This is a genomic window from Staphylococcus saprophyticus subsp. saprophyticus ATCC 15305 = NCTC 7292 (assembly GCF_000010125.1).
GTDB classification, from domain to species: Bacteria; Bacillota; Bacilli; order Staphylococcales; family Staphylococcaceae; genus Staphylococcus; species Staphylococcus saprophyticus.
The window spans coordinates 1,822,993-1,839,976 of sequence record NC_007350.1 but is presented as its reverse complement, the minus strand read 5'-3'; the positions used below and the strand labels follow the sequence as shown (position 1 = coordinate 1,839,976).

The 16,984-nt window shown below is 32.6% G+C and carries 17 protein-coding genes, 2 tRNA genes and 1 riboswitch; of the genes, 13 read left to right on the top strand and 6 right to left on the bottom strand.

All coding sequences use genetic code 11. The annotated features are described in order from the left end of the window. Positions 1 to 382: 382 nt before the first annotated feature. From SSP_RS08880 to SSP_RS08850, 7 genes are all read left to right on the top strand, one after another. Positions 383 to 1,867, top strand: coding sequence for a UDP-N-acetylmuramoyl-L-alanyl-D-glutamate--L-lysine ligase (locus SSP_RS08880; RefSeq protein WP_041784913.1), 1,485 nt, complete (start codon positions 383 to 385; stop codon positions 1,865 to 1,867). Beyond that, positions 1,857 to 2,096: a YueH family protein gene (locus tag SSP_RS08875; RefSeq protein WP_011303471.1), complete on the top strand. Its 240-nt coding sequence runs from the start codon at positions 1,857 to 1,859 to the stop codon at positions 2,094 to 2,096. Before SSP_RS08880 ends, SSP_RS08875 begins: the two co-directional genes overlap by 11 nt. Positions 2,097 to 2,108: 12 nt before the next feature. Beyond that, positions 2,109 to 3,671 (top strand): peptide chain release factor 3, encoded by a 1,563-nt coding sequence (locus SSP_RS08870; RefSeq protein WP_002483741.1) that lies wholly within the window; start codon positions 2,109 to 2,111, stop codon positions 3,669 to 3,671. Positions 3,672 to 3,717: 46 nt separating this feature from the next. Continuing rightward, positions 3,718 to 3,899, top strand: a riboswitch (yybP-ykoY riboswitch). A gap of 131 nt (positions 3,900 to 4,030) precedes the next feature. Continuing rightward, complete coding sequence (locus SSP_RS08865) at positions 4,031 to 4,831, top strand: TerC family protein (RefSeq protein ID WP_011303470.1); 801 nt, start codon at positions 4,031 to 4,033, stop codon at positions 4,829 to 4,831. Positions 4,832 to 5,202: 371 nt separating this feature from the next. Beyond that, on the top strand, positions 5,203 to 6,996 hold the full coding sequence (locus SSP_RS08860) for a trypsin-like peptidase domain-containing protein (protein WP_011303469.1): 1,794 nt from the start codon (positions 5,203 to 5,205) through the stop codon (positions 6,994 to 6,996). Between the two features lie 18 nt (positions 6,997 to 7,014). Further along, positions 7,015 to 8,373, top strand: coding sequence for a TrkH family potassium uptake protein (locus tag SSP_RS08855; protein WP_011303468.1), 1,359 nt, complete (start codon positions 7,015 to 7,017; stop codon positions 8,371 to 8,373). A gap of 165 nt (positions 8,374 to 8,538) precedes the next feature. Then, positions 8,539 to 10,047 (top strand): bifunctional metallophosphatase/5'-nucleotidase, encoded by a 1,509-nt coding sequence (locus SSP_RS08850; protein ID WP_011303467.1) that lies wholly within the window; start codon positions 8,539 to 8,541, stop codon positions 10,045 to 10,047. A 590-nt stretch (positions 10,048 to 10,637) separates the two neighbouring features. Here SSP_RS08850 and SSP_RS08845 read toward each other — a convergent pair. Together SSP_RS08845 and SSP_RS08840 are read right to left on the bottom strand one after the other, a co-directional pair. Beyond that, positions 10,638 to 11,240, bottom strand: coding sequence for a CPBP family glutamic-type intramembrane protease (locus tag SSP_RS08845; protein ID WP_002483736.1), 603 nt, complete (start codon positions 11,238 to 11,240; stop codon positions 10,638 to 10,640). Positions 11,241 to 11,245: 5 nt separating this feature from the next. Further along, entirely contained in the window at positions 11,246 to 11,431 is a 186-nt protein-coding gene (locus tag SSP_RS08840) for a YkvS family protein (protein WP_002483735.1), read from the bottom strand. Positions 11,432 to 11,631: 200 nt separating this feature from the next. Between SSP_RS08840 and SSP_RS08835 the strand changes: the two genes are divergently transcribed. Then, complete coding sequence (locus SSP_RS08835) at positions 11,632 to 12,621, top strand: lipoate--protein ligase (protein WP_002483734.1); 990 nt, start codon at positions 11,632 to 11,634, stop codon at positions 12,619 to 12,621. A gap of 81 nt (positions 12,622 to 12,702) precedes the next feature. Here SSP_RS08835 and SSP_RS08830 read toward each other — a convergent pair whose 3' ends face one another. Beyond that, positions 12,703 to 12,921, bottom strand: a complete 219-nt coding sequence (locus tag SSP_RS08830) for an IDEAL domain-containing protein (RefSeq protein WP_011303465.1) — start codon at positions 12,919 to 12,921, stop codon at positions 12,703 to 12,705. Between the two features lie 251 nt (positions 12,922 to 13,172). Between SSP_RS08830 and SSP_RS08825 the strand changes: the two genes are divergently transcribed. From SSP_RS08825 to SSP_RS08810, 4 genes are all read left to right on the top strand, one after another. Continuing rightward, positions 13,173 to 13,739 (top strand): competence protein ComK, encoded by a 567-nt coding sequence (locus SSP_RS08825; protein ID WP_011303464.1) that lies wholly within the window; start codon positions 13,173 to 13,175, stop codon positions 13,737 to 13,739. A gap of 153 nt (positions 13,740 to 13,892) precedes the next feature. Then, positions 13,893 to 13,967, top strand: a tRNA-Asn gene (locus tag SSP_RS08820). 2 nt (positions 13,968 to 13,969) lie between these two features. Further along, positions 13,970 to 14,058: transfer RNA gene (locus SSP_RS08815), tRNA-Ser, on the top strand. A 211-nt stretch (positions 14,059 to 14,269) separates the two neighbouring features. Continuing rightward, positions 14,270 to 14,698, top strand: coding sequence for an organic hydroperoxide resistance protein (locus tag SSP_RS08810; protein ID WP_002483731.1), 429 nt, complete (start codon positions 14,270 to 14,272; stop codon positions 14,696 to 14,698). 86 nt (positions 14,699 to 14,784) lie between these two features. Here the strand turns inward: SSP_RS08810 and SSP_RS13285 are convergent, their stop codons facing one another. Together SSP_RS13285 and SSP_RS08805 are read right to left on the bottom strand one after the other, a co-directional pair. Next, positions 14,785 to 14,874, bottom strand: coding sequence for an SAR1012 family small protein (locus tag SSP_RS13285; protein ID WP_011303463.1), 90 nt, complete (start codon positions 14,872 to 14,874; stop codon positions 14,785 to 14,787). Between the two features lie 119 nt (positions 14,875 to 14,993). Continuing rightward, positions 14,994 to 15,206, bottom strand: coding sequence for a TM2 domain-containing protein (locus SSP_RS08805; protein WP_011303462.1), 213 nt, complete (start codon positions 15,204 to 15,206; stop codon positions 14,994 to 14,996). Positions 15,207 to 15,373: 167 nt separating this feature from the next. On the opposite strand from SSP_RS08805, the gene SSP_RS08800 reads away from it, so the two are divergent. Beyond that, the gene (locus SSP_RS08800) at positions 15,374 to 15,931 is read left to right on the top strand and encodes a GNAT family N-acetyltransferase (RefSeq protein WP_011303461.1); all 558 of its coding nucleotides are present in this window, start codon (positions 15,374 to 15,376) and stop codon (positions 15,929 to 15,931) included. Positions 15,932 to 16,041: 110 nt separating this feature from the next. Here SSP_RS08800 and SSP_RS08795 read toward each other — a convergent pair whose 3' ends face one another. After that, positions 16,042 to 16,980, bottom strand: coding sequence for a 1,4-dihydroxy-2-naphthoate polyprenyltransferase (locus SSP_RS08795; protein WP_011303460.1), 939 nt, complete (start codon positions 16,978 to 16,980; stop codon positions 16,042 to 16,044). Positions 16,981 to 16,984 lie beyond the last annotated feature (4 nt).

The following is a 16,984-nucleotide window of genomic DNA, read 5'->3' as shown; positions in this document are numbered from 1 at the left end:
ATTATATTTAGCTCATGTTAAGTTTAACGTATTTTTTTAACGTGTGAAAGAAAAAACAGAATTAATAATGATTATATCATTTTACAATCAGATAAGAAATGCTACATACTGTATTGGAAATTAATACATATTAAAATAAGATTGTTGTATATCTATACCATACCACTATTAATCTAGAAGTAAGCTTGCAAAATGGTAATTTAAGCAAATATATAGAAAATATTAACAATTATATAACATGGGGTTAATATTTAACAGATTTTAAATGTATAAAATAGCTATATACAATAGGAAGAAATTATTAGCATCTCATCTTTAGATTCTATAAAATAAGTTGAAAATGTGTATAATAGAACTATTGGAAATAAAGGAGCGATAAATGTTGGATGCAAATGTGTTGTTTGAAAAAATAAGAGTGAAACAAGTTATCGGCACACTAGAAAAAAATATAACAGATATAACGACCGATTCTCGTACGGCACAACATGGCAGTGTGTTTGTTGCCTCAAAAGGTTATACAGTGGATAGTCATAAATTCTGCCAAGATGTCGTTAATCAAGGATGCCAAGTGATTATCGTTAGCCATCAGCAAGAAATAACAGGCGATGTAACTCAAGTTATCGTACCTGATACTTTGCGTGTGGCTAGTTTATTGGCAAATACATTGTACAATTACCCTAGTAAACAATTGATAACTTATGGTGTAACTGGAACAAATGGTAAAACGTCAATTGCAACAATGATACACCACATATATAGAAAGTTAGGTAAAGGAAGTGCTTATTTAGGTACGAACGGCTTTCAAATTAATGAGGATAAATCAAAAGGTGCTAATACGACGCCTGAAACAGTCTCACTGACTAAAAAAATAAATGAAGCAGTAGAAAAAAATGCAGAAGCTATGACTTTGGAAGTGTCAAGTCATGGATTATCATTAGGTAGATTACGAGGCGTTGATTTTGACGTAGCAATCTTTTCAAACTTAACACAAGATCATTTGGACTTTCATGGTACTATGGAAGCCTATGGACATGCCAAATCATTATTATTTAGTCAATTAGGAGAAGACTTATCACAAGAAAAGTTTGTAGTATTGAATAAGGATGACGCTTTTTCAGAATATCTTGCCTCTGTTACACCATTTGAAGTATTTACATATGGAGTGACAAATGACGCACAATTTACAGCACATCATATCAATGAATCATTACAAGGTGTGCAGTTTACCTTTAAAACCCCTGAAGGTGAGTTTCAAGTGAAATCACCTTACGTTGGTTTATTCAATGTCTCTAATATTATGGCAGCAATGATTGCTGTGTGGAGTAAAGGTATTGCGTTAAATGATATCGTTGATGCGGTAGAAAATCTAGAACCAGTTGAAGGACGATTGGAAGTACTTGATCCGTCATTACCTATAGATTTGATTATAGATTATGCACACACGGCTGATGGTATGGATAAACTGATAGATGCGGTTAAACCATTTGCTAAACAAAAATTGATATTCTTATGTGGTATGGCTGGAGAACGAGATTTAACGAAGACGCCAGAAATGGGCCGGGTCGCTTGTCGTGCAGACTATGTTATTTTTACACCTGATAATCCAGCTAATGATGCCCCTAAGACACTAACTCAAGAATTAGCAAAAGGTGCTACACATGATAATTATATTGAATTTGAAGACAGAGCTGAAGGTATTCGTCATGCAATCAATATAGCGGAACCAGGAGATACTGTCGTTTTAGCTTCTAAAGGGCGTGAGCCTTATCAAATTATGCCTGGACATGTCAAAGTGCCACATCGCGATGATTTAATTGGTCTTGAAGCGGCTTATGATAAATTCGGTGGTGGTCCACTTGAAGATTAAAAATTTACATTTTAATGAAATAGCTGGTCATGTGTATATTTATGAAAACAAAGTGAATCAATGTATGTTAATCGCAATTCCTGATATGCATTGGTCATTAGAAATCGATTCATCTTTAAATGAAGATGATATGAACGAGGAACTTGTGATACACTTGTTTACGTTACTTGATGAGTCAACAGCTTCACAAATTGCTGATGACATCGTTAAATGGATATTTGAAAGTTAAAGGAGAGTATAAATGAGTATAAAGGAAGAAGTAGAATCAAGAAAAACCTTTGCGATTATATCTCACCCAGATGCTGGTAAGACTACATTAACAGAAAAGTTATTACTATTCGGTGGTGCGATAAGAGAAGCAGGTACGGTTAAAGGTAAAAAAAGTGGCAAATTTGCGACGAGTGACTGGATGAAAGTTGAGCAGGAGAGAGGGATTTCTGTTACAAGTTCAGTGATGCAATTTGATTATGACCACTATAAAATCAACATTTTAGATACGCCAGGACATGAAGACTTCTCAGAGGACACATATAGAACACTGATGGCAGTTGATAGTGCTGTAATGGTGATTGACTGTGCTAAAGGTATCGAACCTCAAACATTGAAACTATTCAAAGTATGTAAAATGAGAGGTATACCTATTTTCACATTTATTAACAAATTAGATAGAGTCGGTAAAGAACCTTTTGAATTATTAGATGAAATAGAATCTACATTAGAAATCGAAACATACCCAATGAATTGGCCAGTAGGTATGGGGCAAAATTTCTTTGGTATTATCGATCGTGAATCTCACACAATAGAGCCTTTTAGAGATGAAGAAAATGTACTGCATTTAAATGATGATTATGAGTTGGAAGAAGACCATGCAATGAAAAACGATAGTGCATTTACTCAAGCAATCGAAGAGTTAATGCTTGTCGAAGAAGCGGGCGAAACGTTTGATAATGAAGCATTATTAAGCGGTGACTTGACACCTGTATTTTTCGGGTCTGCACTAGCGAATTTTGGTGTTCAAAATTTCTTGAATGCTTATGTTGATCATGCGCCAATGCCGAATGCTCGTCAAACTAATGAAGATATAGAAGTTAGTCCATTTGATCTTGATTTTTCAGGATTTATCTTTAAAATTCAAGCTAATATGGATCCTAAACATAGAGATAGAATTGCATTTATGCGAGTTGTAAGTGGTGCTTTTGAACGTGGTATGGATGTAACCCTTCAACGTACACATAAAAAACAAAAGATAACACGTTCAACTTCGTTTATGGCAGATGATAAAGAAACCGTTAATCATGCTGTTGCGGGCGATATTATTGGACTTTATGACACAGGGAATTACCAAATTGGTGATACGCTCGTAGGTGGTAATCAGAAATTCAGTTTCCAAGAACTACCGCAATTTACACCGGAATTGTTTATGAAAGTTTCTGCAAAAAATGTTATGAAGCAAAAACATTTTCATAAAGGTATTGAACAGCTTGTTCAAGAAGGTGCTATTCAATATTATAAAGCATTGCATACAAATCAAATTATCATTGGTGCAGTTGGACAATTACAATTTGAAGTATTCGAACATCGTTTGAAAAATGAATATAATGTTGACGTAGTGATGGAACCGGTTGGTCAGAAAATTGCACGTTGGATTGAAAACGAAGAAGACATAAAAGATAAAATGAGTACATCACGTTCAATCTTAGTAAAAGATATATACGATAACTATGTATTCTTGTTTGAAAATGAATTTGCTACAAGATGGTTTGAAGAGAAGTTCCCAGAAATTAAATTATATGGATTGTTATAAATTTTATTTTTGTGTATAATAACTATATTAATAGAATACCTATGACTCAGTTGTCAGAGGGGAGTAACTTAACTTTAGTTGAAAATATATGAGTTTCGCATACAATCGTTTATATATGGTAAGTAATGCAACTTATTTATCTTTTAACTTAGTCATTTTATCGTCATTACGAAGTATCAAACTTCCGGTAAAGTGGGCAGAATAAAACTGTCGAGTGAGACCTTTGCTAATAGTGAATATGGATTGCCAGTTGGTTCTTAACATCATTATAGATGATGAAGACAAGTGCAAGTTACGTAAACACTAGCTTAGCTTAGGTCTCTATTTTTATGCTTAAAAAATTAAAGGAGTTGTCCTATATGGATCCAAGTTTGATTTTACCTTATCTATGGGTACTATTAGTGCTCGTATTTTTAGAAGGTTTACTCGCTGCAGATAATGCAGTTGTAATGGCTGTTATGGTGAAACATTTACCACCAGAGCAACGTAAAAAAGCACTGTTTTATGGTTTGATTGGTGCATTTGTATTTCGTTTTATTTCTTTATTCTTAATCAGTATCATAGCGCATTTCTGGTGGATACAAGCACTAGGTGCGATATATCTACTTTATATGTCAATACGGAACTTGATAACCTTCTTTAAAGAGAAAGATCAGCAAGAGCATGATGGTACCGACGATCATCATTTTGATGATGATGGAGAAGAAATTCATGCCAGTGCTAAATCATTCTGGGGTACAGTATTGAAAGTTGAATTTGCAGATATTGCTTTTGCAATAGACTCAATGCTTGCAGCACTTGCAATAGCAGTTACGTTACCAGCGGTTGGTATACACTTTGGTGGTATGGACTTAGGTCAATTTGCTGTGATGTTCTTAGGTGGTATGATAGGTGTTATCATTATGCGTTTTGCAGCAACATGGTTTGTCAACTTATTAAACAAATATCCAGGTTTAGAAGGCGCGGCATTTGCCATTGTTGGTTGGGTTGGTATTAAACTTGTTGTTATGGTGTTAGCGCACCCAGACATTTTAATTTTACCTGAACACTTCCCACACAGTATTTTATGGCAATCTATCTTCTGGACAGTTATGATATTATTAGTTCTAATTGGTTGGTTGACGTCAGTTCGTCAAAATAAAAAAGAAGAGAAAAAATAATCATTTATTATTAGACTGGAAAGCCATTGTGCTTTTCAGTTTTTTGTTTGCAGAAAATAGTTTATTTTAAATAATGATTGTTTAAGTAAATTTAAAAATATCTGCTTAAATTATTTAAAGAGAAAATGAGATAAAGTTAGAAATTTGTATAAAAAGAGCTTATAATCAAAGCTAAGGTATAAATGATAAAATATTTGAAAATATAATAGCTAAATAGTAAATTTGGCGATTTCTGCAATACATTTACACACTCAATCAAAATAGAATTCAGTATGAATATTTGTGTGTACTAGTAAAATAAATCGGAAAAATCCTTAATGATATGTCATAATGGATAGTATAGAAAAGATGTAGTTTAGGGGGGCGTTTTTGTGGCGAATGATAAAAAACATGTGATCCCAAGAGAGAAATATGGTCGTAAAAGACGAGAATATTTTCACAATGAAGAACGGGAACAACGTGTCCAAATGGAACGTAAAGCTAGAAAACAACGGGCTGAAAAAGCGGAAAAATTAGCAAAGAATAACGAAGAACGTGTTAAAGAAAATTTAAGAAAAGCACGCATAGAAAAACTAACACAAGAAGAAATTCAGCAGCAACAAGCAATGGCTACGAAACGAAATAGCAGTAATTCAGAAAGTGAATTTGAACCATCTGAAGATAACGCTCTGAATCATGTATCTAAGCAACAACCAGAAGAAGTTTCGCCTACATCGGATATAGCCAAAGATGATGTTGAAGTGGCATCAACGACAAATGAAACAAATGGTTATTTAAAAACCAACGAAATATCAAATGATTCAGATATAGATGTAAATGCGTCTACTAACAAAGACCGTTTACATGATGATTATTTTTATTCTGAAGAAGCGCAACAGTCAAGGGTTAATCAGTATATTGAAGAAGATAACTCAGATAAGGTTCATAACAATATTGCCAGAAATCATAAGTCTGGACAGACAGATGATAAATCTGACCAACACAGACATAGTGACCAACCAACTTTAATAGATAAAGTTAAGTATTTCTTCAAAGAACACTGGGCGAAAGTACTAATTGTATTGGCAGTTATTTTGTTAATTGTCTTAATTAATGCCATCTTTAATAATGTAGATCATAATGGAAACACGAAGGATAATATATTCCAAAGCAGCGATAATGCTAATAAAGAAAAAACATATACAGATACAATGAAAAGTGCGAATAGTGCCATTCATTCCATCGTAACAGTCGAAAATGATACAAGTAATAATAGTTCATCTGCGGAGAAAGAGACACAAGAAGCAGGAAAAGAAAATGAATTAGGATCAGGTGTCGTCTACAAAAAAGTGGGCGACTCTATTTTTATCATGACGAATGCGCATGTTGTAGGTGATAAAAAGGAACAAAAAATTACATACGGTAATAATGATACATCTATTGGTAAGGTCATTGGAACAGACAAATTTTCTGATATTGCAGTAGTTAAAACCAAAATAAAATCAGGTAGTGATGTTAAATCAATTAAAATGGGTGATTCCAGTACATTAGTCCTCGGTGAGCCTATTATTGTCGTAGGGAACCCACTAGGTGTTGACTTTAAAGGTAGTGTTTCAGAAGGTATCGTGTCTGGATTAAATCGTCATGTGCCAGTTGATATCGATAAGGATAATCAATATGATGTGCTCATGAGCGCTTTTCAAATGGATGCACCTGTTAATCCTGGTAATTCAGGTGGTGGTGTTATTGATAAAAATGGTAAATTGATTGGTATAGCTTCTTTAAAAATTGATATGGATCATGTTGAAGGAATTGCATTTGCAATCCCAGTCAATGACGCTGAATCTATTGCCAAACAACTTGAAGCAAAAGGTGAAGTTAAATATCCTAATACTGGCATAAAAATCGCGAATGTTAAAGATATGGATGAAGCTACGCATCAATCCCTTAACTTACCTGAAGAGGTTAATAAAGGTGTTGTCATTGGAGATGTAAAAGACAATAGTTTAGGTGAAAAATCTGGGTTGCAAAAAAATGATGTAATAGTAGAATTAGATGGTAAAGAAGTTGAAGATAATCTAAGATATAGACAGATTATTTTTAGTCATAAAGATGATTTAGATACATTGCCAGCAAAAATATATAGAGATGGTAAAGAGCAAGATATCAAGATTAAATTGAAGTAGCGTTGAGGTGAGTACGCGTTGTCCATTTTCAATCAATTATTTAAAAAATCAAGTCCTCAACAAGGTATTGTGATGTATTATATAGTTGCGATTATCGTGGCATTCTTACTGTTGAACTTACCTTATGTTCATAAAGCAGGTGTCTCTGTAGACCCAATCGATTCATTGTTTGTTGCTGTTTCAGGTGTGAGTGTTACAGGGTTATCACCAGTTAATATTGTAGAAACATATACGACGTTTGGACAAATTATCATCATGATCATCCTAAACATTGGCGGTATTGGTGTAATGGCAATTGGAACAATGTTGTGGGTAGTACTTGGTAAACATATTGGTATGCGTGAAAGACAGTTAATTATGTTGGATAATAATAAAGATACAATGAGTGGTACAGTTAAATTAATTCTCGATATCGTGCGTACCATTTTAATAATCGAGGTGGTTGGTGCAGCATTATTAACGTTCTATTTTTATCGAGATAACCCTGATTTGCAGTATGCTATCATGCAAGGGTTCTTTGTTGCAGTATCGGCAACGACGAATGGTGGTTTAGATATTACCGGTCAATCCTTGATTCCATATGCTAATGATTATTTTGTGCAAACCATTGTAATGTTTTTAATTATATTAGGTTCGATTGGCTTTCCTGTGTTAATTGAAGTGAAGGCATATATTAAAAATAGAATCCCTAATTTTAGATTTTCATTATTTGCTAAAATAACAACAGTAACGTATTTAGTACTATTTGTATTTGGTGTCATTATCATTTTACTATTTGAATATAACCATGCATTCCAAAATATGTCTTGGCACAAATCGTTATTCTATGCTTTGTTCCAATCTGCAACGACGAGAAGTGCTGGATTACAGACAATTGATGTAAGTCATTTTGGTGAAGGTACGAACGTGATTATGAGCATCTTGATGTTTATTGGGTCATCACCAAGCTCGGTCGGTGGTGGTATTAGAACAACAACATTTGCAATTTTAATCTTATTTTTATTGAACTTTAATAATAATAGCGAGAAATTGTCAATTAAAGCATTTAATCGTGAGATACATACAACAGATGTTCAACGATCATTTGCAGTGTTCACAATGGCAGGTATTTTAACTTTTGCAGCGACGATTTTTATATTAGTTGTTGAGAATGGTAAAATTTCATTTCTTCAAGGCTTTTTTGAGGTGATGTCTGCGTTCGGAACGTGTGGGTTATCATTAGGTGTCACTGGCGATTTTAATGATATGTCGAAAGTTACACTTATGATATTAATGTTTATCGGACGTGTAGGTTTAATTAGCTTTATTATAATGATTGGTGGACGTAGAGAACCAGATAAATTCCATTATCCAAAAGAACGTGTGCAAATTGGATAATGTGATGAGCATAGAATCCTAAAAAAACACTTAGTTGAACGACAAATTCAATTAAGTGTTTTTTAATTATCTATTTTTAATATAGTTATAAATAATGAAGATAAGATATTAGTATCGACGTAATTTAAAAACATGTTAAACTGTGATTAACGAGGAGAGAGGCATATGAAAAAAAGTGAAAAGATTGCAATTGATGTTATTGCTACTTCAGATATGCATAGTTATTTTCTAAATGGAGATAATGGTTCTAATATCTATCGAGCTGGTACGTATGTTAAATCGAAAAGAGAAGAAAATGAACATGTCATTTTACTAGATAGTGGCGGGAGTTTAGCGGGTTCTCTGGCTGCGTTTTACTACGCTGTGGTAGCGCCATATAAACGCCATCCAATGATAAAATTAATGAACGCCATGCAATATGATGCAAGTGGCATTAGTCCTAATGAATTCAAATTTGGATTATCCTTCTTTTCTAGAGCAGTTTCATTATCGAGATTTCCATGGCTTTCTGCCAATATTGAATATAAGAAAACACGTGAGCCTTATTTTTCAACGCCTTATACAATTAAAGAAATAGAAGGTGTTAAAATTGCAATCGTTGGATTAACTTCGGACGGTTTAATGGAGAGAGAGCATTTTGAAATGGAGAATGATGTACAAATTGAAAAAACCTTGCTGTCTTCTAAGCGATGGATTCGATTTATTCACGAAACAGAGATGCCAGAATTTCTAATTGTCATTTATCATGGGGGATTAGATCAGCTTAATAAGTCATCAAATGAACGTGAGCAAAATGTGAATGAAGCAGAAAAACTAATGCAAACCTTAGGTGTCATCGATTTGCTTATTACTGGTCATCAGCATCAAACATTTATTGGAAAAGATGAAAAAACTTTATATGTTCAAGCTGGCCAAAATGCAGAACAGTTAATCCACGTGAAAATCAATTTTAAAAAGCGAACGAATTCATTCGAATTAGAAAATGTAGAATCAAAAATCGTTGATTTAAATGAATATAAAGAAGATGAAGCGTTATTAGATTTAACTTATTATGATCGAAAAACAGTTGAACATTGGGGAAAAGAAATTTTAACAAATAAAGATATAGATGCACATATTGATGGGTTAGATGACGTGATTACCAAACCCCATGCATTTACCCAACTATTACATGATAGTATACGTCGCAAATTTGATTATGATATTTCCTGTGTCCATTTGCCTACAAGCGGCGAAACTGGATTATCTGGACAAATTACTAATGAGGCATTATATAATGCATATCCTCATCCAGATGTACCAATTGATTTAACTTTGAAAGGTCAACAAATAAAAGAAATTTTAGAATATTGTTATGCACATATTGAATTTAGTGGAGGTTCGTTAAGCTTAACTATTGTGGATGAAACACTCTGTACATTTTGGCAAGGTGTGGACTATACAATTGATATGAATGCATTGCCATTTGAAAGAGTTCAATTAAATAATATAACATTAGATCATATGTATCGCGTAAGTATGACAGATTATTGCTACAGAAATTATAAACAATATTTAGAGCAAGCAGTTATTCATGAAACAGGTGAAATTACGATGGTTGAATTGATTTCACGAAATTTGAAAGATGACCAATATAAAATAAAACAAAAACAGACATTTGAAGTTTTAATATAAGCAGGTCTAGTATATAAGTAACTTTGACTAAAAATAAACGTCAATTTCTATTGAGATAATATAGAAATTGACGTTTTCTTTACTTTTTGCAAAATTATACGAAAGTATCTTTATTTAGAATATTAAATTAAAGATTATATGATGTTGTAACATCCTGACTCTCGGGCGCATTGTATAAATATCGTTTTGTATCGCTAACTTTCAATAGCTTGAATGAATCTCCAAAAGTGCAAAATGTTAATAACGAAAGGGGAGTGGGACAGAAATCAAATTTTTAAATAGAGATTTCGTAGTCCCACGTATGCAATCAAGGCAAGGATGACTAGGATTGAAATGTTTATCTGAGCTAAAGCCCATGCATAAGTCTCCTAGAATTTTATGCAGAATACATAAGCTTTGGCTTATGCATAAGAACTACTGATTTTCATAAATTGAAAAAGTAGTTCTTTAAATCAGTGAGACTTTACATTTTCAATTCAGTCATCTGCTGCCTAAATGAAAAAGAGTCTGAGACAACTATTTATGTCTCAGACTCCTTTTCATTTGAGAAGGGTATTGAAGTCCCAACGTTTATTAATAATCGTATAGGTTTATACGTTGAATATTAATAAGATAACAACTGCTACAATTTGAGCTACAACAGTTGTTGCTATTCTACGTGTATAGAAATAACTTAATGAAAGTGCCATTTGTACAATAAATACAAAGAAAACAATCCATAAGTTGTCAAGATAGTAAAATAATGAAGCAGAACATAATGCTGTAATTATAATACTTAACCAACTTGGGATATTTAATTTTATTAATTCTTTTTGTAAAACAGTTCTCATGTAAAGCTCATGACAAGGTATAACAAAGACTAATGTTACTAACATTTGCCATTTATAATAGACACCCGTACGTGTGAGTTCTTTGATTAATTCAGCATATTTTATATCAGAAGCAATTGCTGCGATAATAAGTTGAATAATAATCAATACAATACCAGTAATAATGCCCACACCTAGTGATGTGAGTAAACGTTTAGATTCAATATCTCTCTGATAAAAGATATAACTGATACCAGCAATTAGCATAATGCCCGTATAAAGATACCAATATTCTTGTTTCTCGCCCCACATTACCAAAAGAATAATGTGGAATACTATGAAACTTACGACAAACCAAATTAGTGCCTTAGAAATTCTATTCATTTTAACTATCCTTCTTGTTCGACGATTGTGTATCGTTTGTGATTAATGACAGTTTTTTCTGGCAAGTCTAGTTCTTCGAAGTTCTCCATAATTGTTAAATCAACAATTACTGAGTTGTCATTAATTTTTTCAACTCGACCTTTTAAGCCGTCATAAAATTCTACGATATTTCCCACTTCTGCAACAGTCATTTTTAGTCCTCCCTAGAAATGCTAACTAGATAGTATTATACAAAAAATCGGCAGACAAATAAACAAAAAACCATTAAATTGCATGATGTAAAACAATTTTCAATTTTTAGCAAAATATCAAAGTGAATGATTGGCAATTTTTGTGAAAATATAGCATAAATAGGGTAAGGGCATATATTTATGGAAAAGGAGTGCAGTAGATGAAGTTTATTAGTAACAACGACATTACAGATCCAACATTAAATTTGGCAATGGAAGAATATGTTTTAAAAAATATGCCAAAAGATGATAGTTATTTTTTGTTTTATGTAAATAGACCTTCGATTATTATTGGGAAAAATCAAAATACAATTGAAGAAGTGAATCAACCATATATAGACGAACACGGCATTGATGTCGTTAGACGTATATCTGGTGGAGGAGCAGTATACCATGACACAGGCAATTTAAACTTTAGTTTTGTAACTGATGATGATGGTAACAGTTTCCATAATTTCAAAAAATTCACAGAGCCGATTGTTGAGGCATTACAATCATTAGGCGTTGATGCTGACATGAGTGGTAGAAATGACATTCAAGTAGGTAGTGCAAAAATATCAGGTAATGCTATGGTCAAAGTAAAGGATCGTATGTTTAGTCATGGCACATTAATGCTAAATAGTGAATTGAATGAAGTCCAAAATGCATTGAAAGTTAATCCAGCAAAGATTAAATCGAAAGGTATCAAATCAGTAAGAAGCAGAGTAGCCAATATTTCTGAGTTTTTAGATGAACCTTTAGATATTGATCGATTTAAGGAAATAATTTTAAAAACAATTTTTGGAGAAGCTACGCAAGTAGAAGAATATATATTAACTGATGACGATTGGAAAAAAATTGAACAACTAAGTAATGAAAAATACCGTACATGGGAATGGAATTACGGTAGGAATCCAAAATATAATTTTGAAAGAGAAGAAAAATTTGAAAAAGGTTTCGTTCAAATAAAATTAGATGTAAAAAAAGGTCGGATTGAGCATGCAAAAATTTTCGGTGACTTTTTCGGTGAAGGGGACATAACTGAATTAGAAAATGCACTAGAGGGTACAATGCATGAATTCGATAGTATAGAAGAAGCACTTTCAAATTACGATATTTATCATTATTTTGGTGATATTGAACGCTACGAATTAATCAGATTAATGTCATAATAAATAACATATAAAAAGGTCTATTCTCTATCTTAATTTTAAGTAGGGAATAGACCTTATTTTAAGTAACAAAACAATAAATTAACCAACGAGAAATTCCTCCAAATTTTTGTATTCTTCAGTATAGCGTTTGAAATCATTCTCGTTTTTATTTTTTAAAGCATTATCAATGAGTTGTTCCAATTTTTGCTTACGGACGTTCCGCAATGATTCATCTATGATCAATTCAATGCCTAAATCATTAATCGTAGATACAAATGATTCTAGTGTATTGTACTTTACATGTGTATTATGTTTCATAATCAACACAGCCCCTCTATCTATATTTATATACAGTATACAAGGTTTTAATTTTTAAATCAATGAATATTCAGACTTTTCCGAAAAAATAAGTGTAAAATGCAACTTTACAAAAAATAAATTAATGCAAAAGTATAGATACTAAAAATTAATTGTAGAAAATTTATAAAAATTATTATTATATAAGTTGATTTTAAGATGTTTGTATTATATTATTTGATTGTCGCCATAATATATAAGGAGGTAAAAATATGATTCAACCCTATATCATTAAAAAAGGGGATATGGTTTTACAACCATGCAGTTTATCAACTGGTAAGTATGAAGGTAGTTATCTTTTAAAGTATAAGGATGACAGCAAAGTTCTAAAAGAACGTGTTCCAAAGATTATTGATCGATCGTGTAGATTTTATGGTAGTAGTTATAATTTTAAGAAAGAAGATACGATGAGAATTACTGGCATAAGCAGTAAACCCCCAATTTTATTTACTCCACTTTTTCCTACTTATTTTTTCCCAACGCACTCTGATAGAAAAGAAGAAAATACTTGGATTAATATTCATTATGTTCACCAAATCAAACCACTAAAAGAAAAGAAATGTAAAGTGACATTTGTAGATAATCAAACAATTGTAGCTAACATTTCAGCACATAGCATGCATCATCAATACCTAAATGGTATTTATTATTACTATATGATGGATAGGGCAGCAAGAGTTGCTACCTTTGATCCAGAATCTCCTATTGATTATACAAAACCTCAATTAAATATTTATGAAGCATTAGCAAAATATTCATTATTTGAAAATAAATCATAGTAAATTTGGCGACGTAAGCATGTAAAAATGATATATGTGGAATATTATATTAATTTAGTGTAAATATTCCGCATATTTTTTTACGTTTACTACTTGAAAATTTAACGAGAGTTGATATAATAATATTTGTGCTTGATTAGAGCAACCCATTATTCCACAGTAGCTCAGTGGTAGAGCTATCGGCTGTTAACCGATCGGTCGTAGGTTCGAGTCCTACCTGTGGAGCCATTGGAAACGTACTCAAGTTGGCTGAAGAGGCGCCCCTGCTAAGGGTGTAGGTCGCGAGAGCGGCGCGAGGGTTCGAATCCCTCCGTTTCCGTAATATAAAACTTTGTTTTAAACACCGTAATCCTTTTTGGGATTGCGGTGTTTTTTTGTGCGTTTAAAGTAAGTGAATTAAGTAGTGTTTGCAATTCTATAAAATAGCTCAAATCATATTTTTGTTAATCACAAAAAAATAATGTTATATTAATAATGAATTAATGTTGATTGTATAAAAAAATAATATAATTTTAAAAGGAGATTTTAAGATGGTCAAACCTTTATATGAAACAAAAGTGATTAGCAATGGTGGAAGAGATGGTAAAGTATTTAGTGAAGATAATACATTTTATCAGGATTTAGCAGTGCCGAAAGAGATGGGTGGTAATGGCGTAACAGAATCTAATCCCGAGCAGCTATTTGCAGCAGGTTACAGTGCATGTTTTAACAATGCACTTATGCATATTTTAAAAAGCGATAGTAAAGGCACGATTGAACCAGAAGTAAGTGTGACAGCTTATTTATTACCAGACAAGAATGACGGTGGTGTTAAATTAGCTGCAGAATTAGATGTAACGTTAACTGATATGACTCAGGAAGAAGCAGAAACTTATGTTGAAAAAGCGCATAACTATTGTCCATATTCTAAGGCTTTAAAAGAATCAATCGATATTGAAATTCAAGTCAGTGTCAACTAAATTAACGAAGATAGAAAAAGCTTATAACCCTTAAAGTACAAGGCGTTATAAGCTTTTTTGATTTATACAATTTGCGATTAGCTTTATTATTTATTTTTACTTATTAAATTTCTAATTGCTTTAACAATATAACCTACAGCTAAAGCTCTGAATACACGTTGAATAATATTTTTCATCCTAAGACCTCCCAAAATACAATTGAAATGTTTTAATTTGCGTTATTTTCTATTTACCCAATTTTAAGACAAAATATAGATGATTTTGCAAATTCATAAATTTTATAAGAGGTTAAAGTCTATTTCTCGAGGATAATCAATCCATCTTCATCAGCTTTGTTGAAAAATATTGTTAACAATCCACTAATAATCGCAATGATATAGGGGATACCAGTCCAAAAGAAAATAAGGTGAAGTATTCCTTGTAAAAGCTGATTTGAATAAAATTTGTGTATACCACACCAGCCTAAAATAAACGCAAGTACGACGTAAATGACTTTATTTACTTTCATTATTCCATATCCTTTCATAAATTATAGTTAATACGGTAATTATCTCTTATCTTTTACGATACAACAATTGATTTAAAAGAGAAAAATTAAATAGTATTAACTTCGAAATTTTAGATTTTATCATTTATAATTAAAATAAATAATTAATGAAGCTGAGGAGATTATATATGATTAGAAAAGCAAATCCAAACGATATTCAAAAAATTGCAGAATTGTGTTACATCATTTGGCAAGAACTAGAAGTTGATATGGTAAAAGGTATTGAAAAGGAACGTTTACTGAAAGTAATGGAGCAAAGTATGATTGAGGTACCTTACAGAGGTCATTATAGCAATACATGGATATATGAAATAGATGGAGAGGTAGCAGGGTGCTTAATTGCATATCCTGGCAATAAGGAATTAGAAATGGAACGTGCGTGGCTAGATATGACGTTAGACGATGATATTAGAGCATACGGATCGCCGATGCCGATGAAAGAAGCTAATGATGATGAATGGTATATAGAGACAGTCGCAACATTTCCACAATATCGTGGAAGAGGTGTTGCCACACAGTTAGTTAAACATGTGCTAAATGCATATAAAGATGGAAAATGGAGTTTAAATTGTGATGTAACTAATGAAGGCGCATTAAGTGTGTATAAAAAGTTGGGATTTGAAGCGAATAGTAAATTTGATCTATATGGTCATATACATTATCACATGGTTTATAAAGCGAATTAAAAAAGCCGAGACATGAATATATGTCTCGACTTAATTCAGCTTATTTACAGTGGTTAACAGGGAGGAAAATGTATACGTCCGAGTCATGGGAATGTGACACTAGCACGTTCTTAAATACCACCAAGTAATGCGCTAACATAAATACCTAATGCATATAGTAAACCAAAGAATGTATTGGTTTTACCTGTCGCTGCCATCGCTGGCATCATTGTTTGAGGTGTATCGTTTTTCTTGAATCTACGCACGGCTTTAATTGGCATTGGGAATGAAAGTAATGCTAATAAAAAGAAGATTGAACCACCAGGGATAAAGAAAGTGATATAAATAACAAGTACATAGGCAATAATATACATGAGGCCTAAGAAGCGTACTGAATTATTTTTGCCTAATAAGATTGGTAGTGTCTTTCGACCACTTTCTTTATCTTTAACACGATCTCGAATATTGTTGGCCATATTGATAAGACCAATAGTGATTACAATTGGAATGCTTATCCAAACAACAAAGCTTTGTAAATTGCCAGTTTGAATAAAGAATGCAATTAATATAATAATCATACCCATAAACACACCAGAAAACAGTTCGCCGAATGGTGTCCATGAGATTGGTAAAGGACCACCAGTATACAAATAACCAACTGCCATACAAACTAGACCAATTGGCAGTAACCAGAATGAGCTTTGTATTGCAATGAAAATACCTAATAACGCAGCTATAATATAGAATGCAATGGCTAAATTCATTACTAATTTGGGACTCATACCATTTCGAACAATGGCGCCTCCGATGCCAACTGAAGTATGGTCATCTAAGCCTTTTTTGAAATCATAGTATTCGTTAAACATGTTCGTTGCAGCTTGTATTAATAGACAGGCAATTAACATAGCTAATAAGAGACTTAGTTTTAAATGATCTTCACTCCCCAGTAAGAAGAGCTTAGCTGAAGCAGTACCAACGAGTACAGGTACGACAGCAGCAGTCAATGTATGTGGTCTCATTAACTGCCAGTACTTTTTGACAGTTGAATATTGTTGATATTGAGATGACATAATG